This is a genomic window from Aquirufa sp. OSTEICH-129A (genome assembly GCF_054558355.1).
On sequence record NZ_JBPXKC010000001.1, the window covers coordinates 26272 to 40554 of the forward strand.

Genomic DNA, 14283 nt, shown 5'->3' on the forward strand with positions numbered 1-14283 from the left:
GGCGAGGAATACATCCCTCGCCTTTCCAGCTATTTTCAAATTTTATATGAGGCTTAAGCTTCTAAGGCTGCTACACCAGGTAAAACTTTACCTTCCATGTACTCTAATAAGGCTCCTCCACCTGTAGAAACGTAACTAACGCGGTCGCCATATCCTGCGTTATTAATAGCAGAAGCGGAATCCCCACCGCCAATCAAAGAAAATGCACCATTTTCTTCAGTGGCTTTTACTACTGCATCAGCAATGGCATTGGTTCCTTTGGCAAAATTAGGGAATTCAAATACTCCCATAGGTCCATTCCATAAGATTGTTTTTGATTCAGCAATCACTTGTTGGAATAGTTCGATGGACTTTGGTCCAATGTCTAAGCCTTCCCAACCATCAGGAATTTCTCCACGATTAACAGTCTGTCTGTTGGCGGAATTACTAAAATCATCTGCCACGACATTATCTACTGGCATGTATAAATTCACACCTTTTGCTTTTGCTTTTTCTAATAAACTTTTGGCCAAATCTACTTTATCTGGTTCAGAAATCGATTTTCCAATTTTTCCTCCTTGTGCTAAAGAGAAGGTATAGGTCATACCTCCACCAATGATCAAATTGTCAACTTTATCTAGTAACTGTTCAATGATCAAGATTTTATCTGAAATTTTAGAACCACCCATGATAGCGGTAAAAGGTCTATCGGCAAATTCTAAGATTTTTTTAGCGTTATCAATTTCGGCTTGCATCACATATCCACTAACTCGGTCCTGCAAGAATTTACCCATGACAGCCGTAGAAGCATGAGCACGGTGGGCCGTACCAAAGGCATCATTTACCCAAACATTACCTAAAGAGGCTAGTTTCTTAGCAAATTCCTCATCACCTTTTTCTTCCTCCTTGTAAAAACGAAGGTTTTCTAATAAAAGAATTTCTCCTGCCTGAAGTTCACTGGCTAATTGAGCAGCCTCTTCACCGATACAATCCGGAGCAAATTTTACTTTGATACCAAAAACAATAGACAAAGGTGTCACCAAGTGTTTCAACGAATACTTTTCTGTTGGACCATCTTTCGGTCTACCTAAGTGTGACATCAAAATTACCGACCCTCCATCTTTCAGAATTTTCTGAATGGTAGGGATCGTGGCTTTTATACGCGTATCGTCGGTGATTTCGTACCTTTCGTTTAAAGGGACATTAAAATCAACACGAACTAAGGCTTTTTTACCAGAAAAATTGAAATTGGCGACTGTTTGCATACTATTTTTGTTTCAAATTGTAAGTGGATACGTATGCCTCAGATAAGGCAGGCAAATATACCCAAGTTTTGTTAATTGTTGAAAAAATCTAATTTTCTGTTGAAAATCTCGAAATTAATAGTCGAATAGTACAATTTTTACCCTTTGGAAGTTTCTCAGCACATGGATAATAGTCCCACACCCAATTTGTCTCCTACTTATTATTGGGAATATTTTCAATATGTACTACGCTATGTAGCAAATCATTATGCCTTACTTTTAGACGAGCGAGAGCAAGCTTTCATTCAGACTTTTGAGAGTTCTTCCTTTTCGGCTCAATGTTTGTATTTACGATTGGCTTCTAGAAGAACCCTTTGGTTTCAGGAAGATTTGATCCATTATCCTGAAATTCCTGATTTGGAAGAGGCAATGACAGCATTGTTTCATATGAATTTATTGGAACGAATAGGTCAGAGCGAAGATCAGTCGGTATACGCTTGCCTAAGCAATTTAAATAAAACCATTTGTTTTCAACTGTTACAGGTGCCCGGAGAAAAAAGTCCTCTGCCTAAATCAGTCTCTAAGCCACATTTGGTTCAATTTATCCTTGACAATTTAAGTGAAGAGGATGTATTATCACGCCTTGAAGACTTGCAAATTAGCCTAATTAGGCCATTACAGACTACCTTTTTTCATTTCATTCAGTTTTTGTTTTTTGGTAGCCGAAATCATGATTTAACTGACTTTGTGGTTCGTGATTTAGGGCATCGACAATTCATCGAGATTGATGAGGCCGATTTAGTGCCTTATTTTTCAAATCGAGAGGAAGCTATTCAGAAGTGGCGCATCAGTATTTGGCGTGAATGGTTTTTTGAGAAGTCAAAGGAGGATCATGCTATCGAAGAAGTGATGGCCAGTTGGCAGTTGAATATGTGGCCCTTGGTGCCAGAACTATTGGAATTGTGCATAGGCAGTTTTGAGCGTACTCTGTTTCATGTGGCTCGATGGCTGGAGCGACAAGGGGAATTAGAATTAGCCCTATCCTTATATGAGGAGAGTTTAGCTGGCGCATCCTTGGAAAGGCGTGTGCGTTTATTGGTCAAACTAAAACGTTTGGATGAGGCTAAAATGTGGGCTAGAACAGGCTTGGAATTGATTACTAATCCAAGGGAAAGACATTTTTTTGAAGATTTTCTTTGGAAGCAAGAATCAAAAAAACAGGTAAAGCAAGTGACAGCTAGTTTGAAGGAAGCAGAGAAATTAATGATTTCAATAGATTGGAAAGATCGGGTAGAGGAGGGAGTTGCCGATTATTTTAGGAATCAAGGTTATTATGCCGCTTTTACCGAGAATCGTGTTTGGAAAAATTTGATAGGACTTTGGTTTTGGGATTTGATTTTTCATCAAAATAAAACAGGTTTTCATCATCCATTTCAATATGCCCCCAGTCATTATGCTCGGGAAAATTTTGCTTTGGATTTACAGGAGGAATTTCAAAGTTTATTGCCACTTTTGGATGATACCGAACAATGGCTAAGCTTTTTACAGCAAAATGCAGCGCGAAATCAAGGAAAAATGAATCCTTTAGTGGATTGGCAAAATTTAGATTTTGAATTAATTCAGCGCTTGGTTGGGGTGATTCCTCGCCCTGCTTTACTGGAAGTTGTGAATTATTTATGGCGGAATTTAGCGACGCACGCCAAAGGCTTTCCTGATTTATTTATCCAAAAAGGAGAGGAATACGCATTGGTGGAGGTGAAATCTCCCAATGATCACCTATCGGCTATTCAATATTTTTGGCATGATTTCTTCCGTCAGCATGCTATTTCCATCCGAGTCATACGGGTGGAATGGGTTTAAAATGGCCAGATTTTGGAATTTAGCACTATTTTTTCTTGGTCTAGGGCATATTTGTAAAATTATTGATGAAATGCTTGACATCGTTTTGAAAATATTCTACATTTCACATGAATCTAGAACGTTCTTTATGTTGTAGGCTTTGTCGGATTCCCAAAGCATTATTTCACCTTTAAATTTCAAGCTTATGAAAGTGCAAGTTCATGCCATCCACTTTACAGCGGATCGTAAATTAGTCGAGAGTATCCAAGCTAAGTTGAACAAATTAGAAACCTTTTATGATCGAATAACCAGCGGAGAGGTATTTCTTAAATTAGAACAAGGGGAGGGGAAAGTCAAAGAAAAGTTACTTGAAATTAAAATTGCTGTACCTGGAGCCATCTTGTTTGTGAAAGAGAAAGCTAGGTCTTTTGAAGAAGCCTTGGATTTAGCGTTAAATGCCATTGCGGAGCAGATTAAACGATTTAAGGCAAAAATAACCCAAGTGAAAGCAGCCAAAACGGCTATTGATATATCAGAATAGTCTGAATATGAAATGTAAAAAGGGGACTTATGGTCCCCTTTTTTTATGCATAACATGAGTTAAATTAAATCTGGAAGGCCGTTTTTACCGCATCCACATAATCTAATTTTTCCCAAGTAAATAATTCAACTTCTTTATTGATGGTTACTCCGTTAGGACCCACGAAGGATTTATTAACAACTTCGTTTTTACGTCCCATGTGGCCATAAGCAGCTGTTTCTGAATACATCGGGTTTCTTAATTTCAATCGTTGTTCGATGAAATAAGGACGCATATCAAAAATCTCCTCTACTTTTTTAGCGATTTCACCATCTGTCATGTTTACTTTGGCAGTACCATAGGTATCGATGAATAAACCGCAAGGCTTAGCAACACCAATCGCATAAGAGACTTGAACTAATACCTGATCACATAAACCAGCTGCCACTAAGTTCTTGGCGATGTGACGCGTAGCATAGGCTGCCGAACGGTCTACTTTAGATGGATCTTTTCCTGAAAATGCGCCACCACCGTGAGCTCCTTTTCCTCCGTAGGTATCTACGATAATCTTGCGGCCTGTAAGACCTGTATCTCCGTGTGGACCACCGATTACAAATTTACCTGTTGGGTTAATGTGGTAGGTGATTGCATCGTTAAACAAGGCCTGCAATTCAGGCTTTAAGCTAGCTTTCACACGAGGTATCACTATTTCAACGATATCTTTTTTGATTTTAGCTAACATTTCTGGTTCAGCGGCGAAATCATCATGCTGTGTTGAAACAACGATAGTGTCTATGCGCTGTGGTACATGATCATCTGAATATTCAATGGTAACTTGTGATTTAGCGTCTGGACGTAAATAGCCAATTAAACCTGGCTCATTATTTCGTATGAAAGATAATTCTTGAAGTATTTTATGAGCTAAATCCAATGCCAAAGGCATGTAATTATCTGTTTCCTTGGTAGCAAAACCAAACATCATTCCTTGGTCTCCAGCACCTTGCTCTTCAGGCTTAGCACGTTCTACACCTTGGTTAATGTCAGCCGATTGTTCATGGATAGCAGATAAAATACCACATGAGTTAGCTTCAAACATGTATTCTGATTTGGTATATCCAATTTTACGAATCACCTCACGCGCAATAGCTTGTACGTCTAAGTAGGTATTTGTTTTGACTTCACCAGCTAAAATGACCTGCCCTGTTGTTACAAGTGTTTCACAAGCTACTTTGGAAGTAGGATCAAAAGCCATGAAATGATCTATGAGTGCATCTGAGATTTGATCGGCCACCTTGTCCGGATGTCCTTCAGATACCGATTCCGACGTGAATAAGTATGCCATTGGCGAAACAGTTTATATGTTTGATGTTAAAATTCTGACAAAAATACAATTTATCTTACGAAGCCACAAATGCAATTTGTGCTTTTGAATACTTATTTTGAGTGACTTATTAAATGGTATACAGCTCGGATAAAAGGTAGCGTTGGAACAGTTGCCATCAGGCTAATATCCTCCCAAAAACTAGTTTTTTCATCCAAAAAACGGAGCATTTTACTTCCTTTGTTTTTTTGAAATAAGGCCTCAAAAACCTCGCTTCCCGCTACGGATTGTTCTAAGAGTACTTGTATGAAGATTTTATCTAGCCAGGTTTTGAATGGATTGTTAGGTAAAACTAGGCGGCTAGAATTAGCTTTTTCCAATTCTTTAACCAAAGCTTGGTTAATTCGTTGGGTGCGTAAAAAGCTATATCCTGTGGATGCCTTCACAAAGCCCCCCGAGGTGCCAATTCGGATGATGGGTTCGGCTACTTTTTGACTTACTCTTGTGTCCAAACACATTGGAATAATCCCTTTTTCCTCTTCTTTAATTTGATAGTCTTCCTCACTTAAATTATAATAGGCTTGTAAATAGGATTTGATTTTATCTTGGTAAAAGCCAGCTTCTCTTACCTGAGAGGAGAAAAAAGTGTATTCAAATAGGGCATTTTTTTTACTGGTAGGAAGCACGTACATAAATTCACATTCAGTGCCTTGGGCTACTCGGAAATCAAATAAATTAATTGCCTCTGGTTTAAAAATAGGGAAATGGCATTCTATCTCCCATCCTAAAAAATGCTGTTTTAGGTGATTGGGATTATTGATTTCACAAGGATAAGGGGAAATGGAATCAAATACTTTATCTGTGGCGATAAATTCGCCTTGGGTACAACATACGCGTGTACCCTTTTTTTCTGGAACGATTTCTGTTACCTCTGCTTCTAAAAATTCAATGTTTGGGAATTGACTTAATCGTTTTTTGATAAATCGATACCAATCTATACTTCGAATTTTATGGTACTCAAAGGGAGCAATATCCAATGCGATACTATTTCCTTTTGGACCATGAAACCATAAGTTTTTCCAACTTTTTTGGGCTATTCCATCAAACTCTTCTGACTGATCGGACCAATAACACCAGGTTTTATCGTTGACTAATTTTAAGGAAGGGTCAATGATTAGCATTGGCTCCTGGGCTCTGGAGCTTTGGCTTAGGTAATAAACTAAGGATAAGGCAGACATGCCACCTCCAGCGAAAATGTATCGATACGACTTACTGGAAAGTGGAGCAACACTCATGAGGCATTAAATATGGCGTTCCGCATGATAACTAGAACGAACCAATGCTCCAGATTCTACATAGGCTAATCCTCTTTTCAGTCCTTCTTCTTTATACATGGCAAAGGTATCCGGATGTATCCATTCAATCACCTCATGGTGCATTTTAGTAGGTTGTAAATATTGCCCTAGGGTTAAAACATCCAAACCATGCGCCACTAAATCATCCATGGCCTTAAAAACTTCTTCTTTGCTTTCCCCTAATCCCAACATGATGCCTGATTTTGTTCGTTTACCAAAATCTTTGGTGCGACGGATTTGTTCCAAGCTTCGTTCATATTTAGCCTGAGGACGTACATAACGATAAAGGCTAGCAACGGTTTCCATGTTGTGGGAAACTACTTCCTGACCCGCTTCAATCATACGAATTAAGGCATCCCAATTTCCTTTGGTATCAGGTATTAAGGTTTCAATCGTTGTCTGTGGGGTACTTTCTTTGACCGCTCGTACCGTTTGATACCAGATTTCGGCACCCTTATCTTTCAGTTCATCTCGATTGACCGAGGTAATAACAGCATGTTTTACTTTCATCAATCGAATGGCCTCAGCTACACGCCTTGGCTCATCCTCGTCATATTCTGGGGGTCTACCAGTTGCTACGGCACAAAAAGTACAAGACCGAGTACATACATTTCCCAAAATCATGAAAGTAGCGGTACCCTCACCCCAACATTCCCCCATATTAGGGCAATTTCCCGATTGACAAATCGTATGTAATTTATATTCATCCACAATCTTCCTGACGTTGGTGTACTTTTCACCAATTGGAAGTTTTACACGAAGCCAATCTGGTTTTCTTGTGTTAGCTGCTGGATTTATTTGCGGTAATTCAATCATCTTATGTCAATATGTTCTTCCAAAGAAGAAAGTTAAGTAACCAGTTGTGTAAACTGATCTTTGGTTAGTTTGGTTAAGAATTTCCACTGGATTTTGAAATACATCCACAATAAAGCCTACTTCCAAACTTAAATAATTATGTTTTATGGTATTTAGTTCAATATCAAAACCTGATTTTAAATGCCAACCTGGGACCATTTTAGCATCTCTGCTTCCTGCAAAATAGCCTCCTTCGCCAATGATTACGGACCTTCCTGTAGTATTGCTTAGCGTCTGAGTATAGGGAATGGATTTAATGATGGTCCTTCCGGTATTGGGATCTAGAAAGGATACATCCACATAATATGGGATTTGCATACCAAGACTAGGTCCGGTAGCCAAAATGCCCTTCAGGGCTGCCCCCCCTTCACTGGATTTTTTAAATAACATCCATTGCATGCCAAATTCAGGTCTTACAATCAAAAGGTTGTTTAATTTACCTTCAATGTAGTTTCGCCCATTGTAGGAAAAAGGGGAGGTGAATTCACGGTAATCTTTCAAATTCACAATATCTAAACCGATTATAGGTTGTCGATTCGGATTTCTATTCCAAGATTTTCGCAAATTCAGTCCACCAAAAATGCCGGAATTGGTAGTAGTTGTTAATCCAATAGCCCAGGTTCCTCTTTCAGTCAGAGAACTTTGGCTCCCATTTTTGTTGGCTGTTGTATTGGAATTTATGGCTTTACTCGGGGTTGAATTGGGACTAGTCGTTGAACTAGCACTGCCGCTTCGTTGTGCCCACAATAGATTGGGCATCAATAAAAGCGCTAATACATACTTAGGTAAAGCCTGCTTCATGTTAACGGCTAATATATGGTTTCAAATCCTCATTGGATATGTCCCAATGAGAGGCATGATAAGTACACTTACCTCCATCAATCACCAAAAGTTGTGGAGATTGATGTTCCACTTGAAAAGTTTCAGCAATTTGATTAGAAATAGGGCGAAAAGCAATTAAATCTAATAAATATGCCGGTGTATTTTCTTGATCCCAGGCTCTTTCTAATCGATTTAAGGAAGTAGCCGAGATGGAACAACGGGTGCTGTGTTTGAAAATGACAATGGCTTGTTTTTGAGAATCTTCTAAGATTTGATCAATTTGTTGAGCTTCGTTTAGGGTATTCCAGTTCATAAGAATGATGCAGGTTTTCTGCTTATTTCGTAATTTTAAAGATTCACCTTCAAATTTAAGAAAAACTTGAGAGTTTGGCTTTATTCTTTTGCCTTGTTTTTGTATCGTCAAACCCTCAGGGTTTTGGCAAAGTTCCATTCCAAGGCTAAACTTTGGAACCAAGGTCAAAATGAAGTCTGGCAAGGATTAGAAAAGGCGTTCACACATCAGCATAAGCCTGTAGCTTGGTTTCATACGGCTTCATTGGGTGAGTTTGAACAAGGCAGGCCCATCATTGAAGCCTACAAAAAGCAATTTCCATCCCATTTTATACTAGTAACCTTTTTTTCGCCTTCTGGTTATGAGATTCGTAAGAATTTTGGAGGTGTCGATTATGTTTCCTATTTACCCTTCGATGGAGCCCAATCCAGTGCTCGATTTTTGGACTTGGTAAAGCCACAAATTGCCATTTTTGTCAAATATGAGTTTTGGCACTTTTATTTAACAGGCTTAGCTAGTCGACATGTAACTTTATTATTGGTTTCAGCCATATTTAGACCTAAACAAATCTTTTTTACCTGGTATGGAGGTTTTTACAGAAATCTACTAAAGCAGTTTAGCCATTTATTTGTACAAGATTTAGCATCCAAAAAATTATTAGAGGATATAGGTATTCAGCAGGTACAAGTAGCTGGTGATACACGATTTGACCGAGTTTACGCGCAATCCAAACAAGTAAATGCTTGGCCTTTACTAGATGAGTTTTTGAATGGGCAAAAATTTGCCGTTTTGGGTTCTGTTTGGCAAGCTGACATGGATAGGATCATCCCCTTGATTAATAAAAGAACCTTACCCATTAAATGGATTATTGTTCCACATGAAATACATGAGGCGGAATTAGAAAAATGGAAAAATGCCATTCAATTACCTTCCGTTTATTCCTATGGAAGTACTGAAGAGGATTGGTCTACTTACGATGTTTTATTCGTCAATGAAGTGGGACGCTTATCTTCCATTTACCAAGGTGCAGATTTTGCCTTCATTGGAGGGGCTTATGGTGCCGGATTACATAATACGCTGGAAGCAGCGGTTTTTGGTCCTGTAATGGCTTTTGGTGATTTGAACTACCTGAAATTCAGAGAGGCCTGCGCATTAATTGAAGAAGGAATTGCTCAAACGATATCTAGTACAGAAGATTTAGAAAAATATTGGTTGGACTTATGGAATAATTCTAGCCAAAGAGCTAAAATAAAAACACAATCTGAGGCATTTATTGCTAAGAATAGGGGGGCGACAGATGCCATTATGCACGTTTTAATAAACCATCAACATGACTGAGCCAAAGAAAAAAGGTTTGATAGTTCGTTCCACTGGCTCATGGTATGAGATCCGCTCAGAGGAAGGGAAGGTCTATGCTGGGCGTTTAAAAGGAAAGTTTAAACTGAAAGGTCCGCAAACCTCCAATCCCATAGCAGTAGGTGATTGGGTGATGTATGAAATGGAGGATGAGGTTCATCAAACAGTTTTGATTGTAGAGATTTTACCCCGACAAAACTATTTAATCCGTAAATCTGTCCATAAAACAGGTCAAGGCCAATTGCTGGCAGCTAACATAGATCAAGCGATTTTCATCATGACCTATAAAATGCCTAAGACTTCCTTGGGTTTTATGGATCGTTTTTTAGTAACAGCAGAGGCATTTCGTATTCCTGTCCAAATCGTTTTTAATAAAATGGATTTGCTCAATGAGGAAGAGCAGGATCAGGTTTTTGAATGGGCTGGATTGTACCAATCTTTAGGTTACGGTATTTTGTTTACCTCCATACCTAATAATCAAGGGATTGACGAGTTTAAGGAAATGTTTCAAGGAAAAGTGTCGCTCATGTCAGGCCATTCGGGTGTGGGTAAATCTAGCTTAATGAACATGGTTGCTCCTGATTTACATATTAAAACCAAGGAAGTATCTGATTTTGCCCAAAAAGGAGTTCATACTACAACCTATGCCACCATGTGGGAATTGGGTAAAGACACCTATTTAATTGATAGTCCGGGAATCAAAGAATTAGGGATTTTAGAAATTGAAAAAGAAGAATTAGCGCATTATTTTCCGGAAATGCGCGAACTTTTAGGCAAATGTAAGTTCAATAATTGTATGCATTTGTCGGAACCGGGCTGCGTTGTGCGAGAAGCTTTGGAAGAAGGGGAAATAGCCGAGTCTCGGTATTTTAGTTATTTGAGTATGCTTGAAAATAATGATAATAGACGCTAAACCTAAAAAACAATGAACAAGGAATTATTATGGGGGATTGATCTGGGGGGGACGAAAATTGAGTGTGCTGTATTGGATAAATTGAATCCAAGCCAGGTGGTAGTTAGGGAAAGAATTGATACTGAATCGGCCAAAGGCTATGATCACATCATTGCTCAAATAAAGGTCTTAGTGGACCGGGTGTCAGGAATAATAGGCGAGAAACCTAAGGCCATTGGATTTGCTACTCCGGGAGTGTTGAATCCATTGACCAATACCATGAAAAACTGCAATACAGTATGTTTAAATGGTCAAGCCCTAGCCACCGATTTGGCTACTACCTTAGGATGTGAAGTGAAATTGGCAAACGATGCGAATTGTTTTGCTCTAGCTGAAACCTTGTTGGGCGCGGTTCAGGATGTAAATCCTCATGCTGAAGTGGCTTTTGGTGTTATTATGGGTACGGGTGTCGGTGGAGGCTTAGTCGTTCATGGTAAAATCATCAATGGATTGCATGGAATTGGTGGTGAATGGGGACATAATATTTTGGAGGATGACGGCGATGCTTGTTATTGTGGTAAATCTGGATGTGTAGAAACGGTTATTTCGGGTCCTGCTTTAGAGAAATACTATGAAAAGCACTCCGGAAAAAAAATGAAATTGAAAGATATTTTACTAGCAGCAAAAGATCAATCAGATGCGGCGGCTGAAGCAACAGTTGAACGCATGGTGGATTATTTTGGAAGGGCTATTTCTACCTTAATCAATGTGCTAGATCCCGATGTGATTGTGATTGGTGGAGGTGTTGGCAATGTAGATTTATTGTATTCTGAAGGCTATGAGCGGATTAAAAAGTATATTTTCAATTCGAGAGAGGTGCATACGCCGGTGGTTAAACCTAAATTGGGCGACAGTGCGGGGGTGTTTGGAGCGGCCATGTTATACAGTTAGGCTTAGATTAGTTCATAAAAAAGCTCATTAGGCGAACCTAATGAGCTTTTTTGTTTTAAATTTATTGAAATACTAAACTTTTAAAAACCATTTTTTGCGATAAAATACATAGCAGATTAGCCAGCATACTAATACGAAACTAATTGCATAAGCTAAGGAACCATTGTATTTGCCCAATACTGGTTCAAACAGATGCCAATACATCCAATTACTGGCTGAGGTAGTCCCATCTCCTTCGGCAATTTGCCATTTGTTTAATTGTATGGCCAAGAGTTCGGATATACCATAAGCTAGGATGGAATTGGTACCAAAAACTAAGAAAAAAGTATTGGCAAATTTTCTTTCTTTGATTTCAATCCACCAATAGATTAATGCAATTAAGATAAAGTCGATACCTGCACAAAGCAACACAAATGAGCTAGACCATAATTTTTTATTGATAGGAAAAGCTAAGTGCCAAATTAATGCCAAGACGATAAGGACAATTCCTGCACTCACCAAAGGAAAGGTAACCTCCTTGCCATCTTGCTTCCTTTTTTCTAAAAAAAGACTCACTTGATATCCAAATAGACAGGTAGAAAAGGCTGGCAATGTGCTTAAAAGTCCTTCTGGGTCAAATGGAATACCGTCACCATGGTATAAATGAGTAGGACCAAACAAGAATAAATCGAGTTTCCGAACGGCGTTTGTACCTAAATCAAAGTCGGCACCATGGTCGCCAAATACGAGCATTAATACCCAATAAAGTAATAATATGGCAATGTTAACTCCAGTAAGCCAATTCTCTTTTACGAGGAGTACAATAAACGAAACGGCACAGTAGGACAAGGCGATTCTAGGTAGCACATTTAGGAAGCGCATATTCTCCAATGAAAAATCAAGGAAGGGAAAATAGAAAATCAAATAATTGATCAGAAACAGAAGAAGGGTTCTTTTGATAATCTTGTTTCTTAATGCAGGGCTTAACTGAAATTGGAATGATTTAAAAGCAAATCGCATGGCCACACCCACCATAAATAAGAATGAAGGAAAGACAAGATCTGTTGGGGTAAAACCATGCCAACTAGCATGCTTTAATGGGGCATAGGTGTATTCTCCATTTCCAGAGGTATTCACCAAAATCATCATGGCTAGGGTTATACCTCGAAATATGTCTAAGGAAAGAAAGCGTGTTTTCATGTAGGTTTAGTTTGAAAAATAAAAAGGGATCACATGTTGCGTGATTTTATCCGTAAATCTAAAATAATATTTGCCAGAAACGAGGGGAGGAGGAAAAAAATCTTGTGCTCCATTTGTCCACCAAAATTCATGAATAATGGCTCCCCAGGCACTTATTAACTCTACTTTAAGTTCTGAGTTAAGTTCCTTTTCCATATGGATGGCTTCTCCCAAATGCACGACATTGGGGTAAAGTGCAATCTTAGGATTTTCTGGTGCCAAGGTACTTAAAATAGGGTTCAATAATTTGTCGATGCGGGTAAAATTAGGCACGCCATATCCTAAGGAATTATCGGGATTAGAGCTTTGATGGCCAGATTGTCTGACGGCATTCATTATTTGCCAAGGAGTTTTCTTTGGGTTGGCTTGAATGGTTCCTGCAACTAAACCAGCTAATAAAGGTGCGGCAAAAGAAGTCCCATTGGAGGTAGTAAAGGTGCCTAAATAAGTGCCAATGACGGTCGATTGGCCCATAGCAGCCACATCTGGCTTTATGCGGCCATCTGAACTTGGTCCCCAAGAACTAAAGTTTGCTCTTAGCAAGGATTTGTCCACTGCGCCAACTGCTAAAATGGAGTCTGCATCGGCAGGAGAAGCAATGTATTTCCAACTCGCAGCTCCTTCATTACCTGCCGAAATGGTACAAATAATGCCTCTTTGCGCTGCCCAAGTTGCGGCTTTACTACTTAATGCGGTTTTACCATTCATGTCTGCATAGGAATGATTACTGAGTTTAAGGTCAAAAACAGTATATCCTAATGAAGAATTGATAATGTCCGTCCCCAAACTATCTGCCCACTCAGCTCCTCTTAGCCAATTTACCTCTTCCACAATTTTTTCGGTGCTTCCTTCTTCTGTTTGAGCTAGGGCAAATTGGGCTTGGTAGGCTGTACCAATGAGTTTACCTGGGCTAAAAGCGGCTATGGTACTCAAAACATGGGTACCATGTGAACCCCGACTGTAAACGTCACTCAATCCTGGGGTGGTGGCCAAGGTTGCGAGGATTCTTTTTTCTGAAAAGGCATTGGCCAGATGAGGGGTATTATTGGCATTTAAAAAACCTTCATCCAATACCGTGATTAATATTCCTTCTCCCCGAAAGCCTTTGAGATGCATGTTATTGACCCCTAGTTGACTGATTTGTACACTCGAATTTCCGTAGTTGAGACTATCAGCCAGGATGATATTGGCCTGAGGTACATCTTGGAGTTTTACTTTTTTATTTAAAACTTGAAAACTAGCACTAGAATCAATTGGATAGGTATAATACAGGCCTTTGACCCCAGTTTGATTTAGGGTTTTAGCTAAATCTTTAGGCTTCTGTTGAATAAGCGCCCCATTGATCCATTTCAATGGAAATACTATTTTTGCTCCCGAATTTTGAACCTGTAAGAGGTATTCTGGGTTTACTGGTAAATCTTGTTCTGTAAGGGCAACTTGATGTTTTTTTCTTCGTTCAATAGCACGTGGACTCAGAAACTTCTCGGGTTGTGAAAGTGAGAAGGGAGACTTGGCTTTATCTTTAAATAAAATGAGGTAACGATAGCTGTCATTTTGAGCCGAGATTGGACTTCCCATGAACAGTAGACTGCTGAAAATGAGGAAAATAATGGGTTTAATGCATGTCATTAAGCTAATA

Annotated in this window: 13 protein-coding genes; 5 read left to right on the forward strand and 8 right to left on the reverse strand. The window is 39.1% G+C overall.

What is annotated here, in order from left to right; all coding sequences use genetic code 11:
- Window positions 1–53 precede the first annotated feature (53 nt).
- A complete protein-coding gene (locus tag SKC36_RS00135) occupies window positions 54–1244 on the reverse strand; it encodes a phosphoglycerate kinase (RefSeq protein WP_459454796.1) in 1191 nt (396 codons plus the stop codon).
- Window positions 1245–1406: 162 nt separating this feature from the next.
- Here SKC36_RS00135 and SKC36_RS00140 point away from each other — a divergent pair, with 162 nt between their 5' ends.
- Both SKC36_RS00140 and SKC36_RS00145 read left to right on the forward strand, forming a co-directional pair.
- A complete protein-coding gene (locus SKC36_RS00140; protein ID WP_459463856.1) occupies window positions 1407–3083 on the forward strand; it encodes a VRR-NUC domain-containing protein in 1677 nt (558 codons plus the stop codon).
- A 184-nt stretch (window positions 3084–3267) separates the two neighbouring features.
- The gene (locus SKC36_RS00145; RefSeq protein WP_459454798.1) at window positions 3268–3603 is read left to right on the forward strand and encodes an HPF/RaiA family ribosome-associated protein; all 336 of its coding nucleotides are present in this window, start codon (window positions 3268–3270) and stop codon (window positions 3601–3603) included.
- Window positions 3604–3667: 64 nt separating this feature from the next.
- Here SKC36_RS00145 and metK read toward each other — a convergent pair whose 3' ends face one another.
- The 5 genes from metK to ytxJ form a co-directional block, all read right to left on the reverse strand.
- On the reverse strand, window positions 3668–4924 hold the full coding sequence (metK, locus tag SKC36_RS00150; RefSeq protein WP_459454799.1) for a methionine adenosyltransferase: 1257 nt from the start codon (window positions 4922–4924) through the stop codon (window positions 3668–3670).
- A 92-nt stretch (window positions 4925–5016) separates the two neighbouring features.
- Complete coding sequence (locus tag SKC36_RS00155; protein ID WP_459463858.1) at window positions 5017–6198, reverse strand: lycopene cyclase family protein; 1182 nt, start codon at window positions 6196–6198, stop codon at window positions 5017–5019.
- A gap of 6 nt (window positions 6199–6204) precedes the next feature.
- Complete coding sequence (gene lipA / locus SKC36_RS00160; RefSeq protein ID WP_459454801.1) at window positions 6205–7074, reverse strand: lipoyl synthase; 870 nt, start codon at window positions 7072–7074, stop codon at window positions 6205–6207.
- 6 nt (window positions 7075–7080) lie between these two features.
- Window positions 7081–7914 carry a hypothetical protein gene (locus SKC36_RS00165; RefSeq protein ID WP_459463860.1) on the reverse strand — a complete coding sequence of 278 codons (834 nt, stop codon included), beginning with the start codon at window positions 7912–7914 and terminating at the stop codon, window positions 7081–7083.
- A 1-nt stretch (window position 7915) separates the two neighbouring features.
- On the reverse strand, window positions 7916–8248 hold the full coding sequence (gene ytxJ / locus SKC36_RS00170; protein WP_459454803.1) for a bacillithiol system redox-active protein YtxJ: 333 nt from the start codon (window positions 8246–8248) through the stop codon (window positions 7916–7918).
- A gap of 123 nt (window positions 8249–8371) precedes the next feature.
- On the opposite strand from ytxJ, the gene SKC36_RS00175 reads away from it, so the two are divergent.
- From SKC36_RS00175 to SKC36_RS00185, 3 genes are read left to right on the forward strand one after another with little or no spacing between them, the layout of a single operon-like run.
- Window positions 8372–9565 (forward strand): 3-deoxy-D-manno-octulosonic acid transferase, encoded by a 1194-nt coding sequence (locus tag SKC36_RS00175; RefSeq protein ID WP_459463862.1) that lies wholly within the window; start codon window positions 8372–8374, stop codon window positions 9563–9565.
- Window positions 9558–10496, forward strand: coding sequence for a ribosome small subunit-dependent GTPase A (gene rsgA / locus SKC36_RS00180; protein WP_459454805.1), 939 nt, complete (start codon window positions 9558–9560; stop codon window positions 10494–10496). The genes SKC36_RS00175 and rsgA overlap by 8 nt, the downstream gene beginning before the upstream one ends.
- 12 nt (window positions 10497–10508) lie before the next feature.
- Window positions 10509–11426 carry an ROK family protein gene (locus SKC36_RS00185; protein ID WP_459454806.1) on the forward strand — a complete coding sequence of 306 codons (918 nt, stop codon included), beginning with the start codon at window positions 10509–10511 and terminating at the stop codon, window positions 11424–11426.
- 72 nt (window positions 11427–11498) lie between these two features.
- Here SKC36_RS00185 and SKC36_RS00190 read toward each other — a convergent pair whose 3' ends face one another.
- A complete protein-coding gene (locus SKC36_RS00190) occupies window positions 11499–12605 on the reverse strand; it encodes an acyltransferase family protein (protein ID WP_459463864.1) in 1107 nt (368 codons plus the stop codon).
- 6 nt (window positions 12606–12611) lie between these two features.
- Window positions 12612–14222 carry a S8 family serine peptidase gene (locus SKC36_RS00195; RefSeq protein ID WP_459463866.1) on the reverse strand — a complete coding sequence of 537 codons (1611 nt, stop codon included), beginning with the start codon at window positions 14220–14222 and terminating at the stop codon, window positions 12612–12614.
- Between the last annotated feature and the right edge of the window lie 61 nt (window positions 14223–14283).

Coding starts and splice junctions, on each gene's coding strand:
- SKC36_RS00135 (WP_459454796.1), bottom strand. CDS start 1,244: ATGCAAACAGTCGCCAATTTCAATTTTTCTGGTAAAAAAGCCTTAGTT.
- SKC36_RS00140 (WP_459463856.1), top strand. CDS start 1,407: ATGGATAATAGTCCCACACCCAATTTGTCTCCTACTTATTATTGGGAA.
- SKC36_RS00145 (WP_459454798.1), top strand. CDS start 3,268: ATGAAAGTGCAAGTTCATGCCATCCACTTTACAGCGGATCGTAAATTA.
- metK (WP_459454799.1), bottom strand. CDS start 4,924: ATGGCATACTTATTCACGTCGGAATCGGTATCTGAAGGACATCCGGAC.
- SKC36_RS00155 (WP_459463858.1), bottom strand. CDS start 6,198: ATGAGTGTTGCTCCACTTTCCAGTAAGTCGTATCGATACATTTTCGCT.
- lipA (WP_459454801.1), bottom strand. CDS start 7,074: ATGATTGAATTACCGCAAATAAATCCAGCAGCTAACACAAGAAAACCA.
- SKC36_RS00165 (WP_459463860.1), bottom strand. CDS start 7,914: ATGAAGCAGGCTTTACCTAAGTATGTATTAGCGCTTTTATTGATGCCC.
- ytxJ (WP_459454803.1), bottom strand. CDS start 8,248: ATGAACTGGAATACCCTAAACGAAGCTCAACAAATTGATCAAATCTTA.
- rsgA (WP_459454805.1), top strand. CDS start 9,558: ATGACTGAGCCAAAGAAAAAAGGTTTGATAGTTCGTTCCACTGGCTCA.
- SKC36_RS00185 (WP_459454806.1), top strand. CDS start 10,509: ATGAACAAGGAATTATTATGGGGGATTGATCTGGGGGGGACGAAAATT.
- SKC36_RS00190 (WP_459463864.1), bottom strand. CDS start 12,605: ATGAAAACACGCTTTCTTTCCTTAGACATATTTCGAGGTATAACCCTA.
- SKC36_RS00195 (WP_459463866.1), bottom strand. CDS start 14,222: ATGGGAAGTCCAATCTCGGCTCAAAATGACAGCTATCGTTACCTCATT.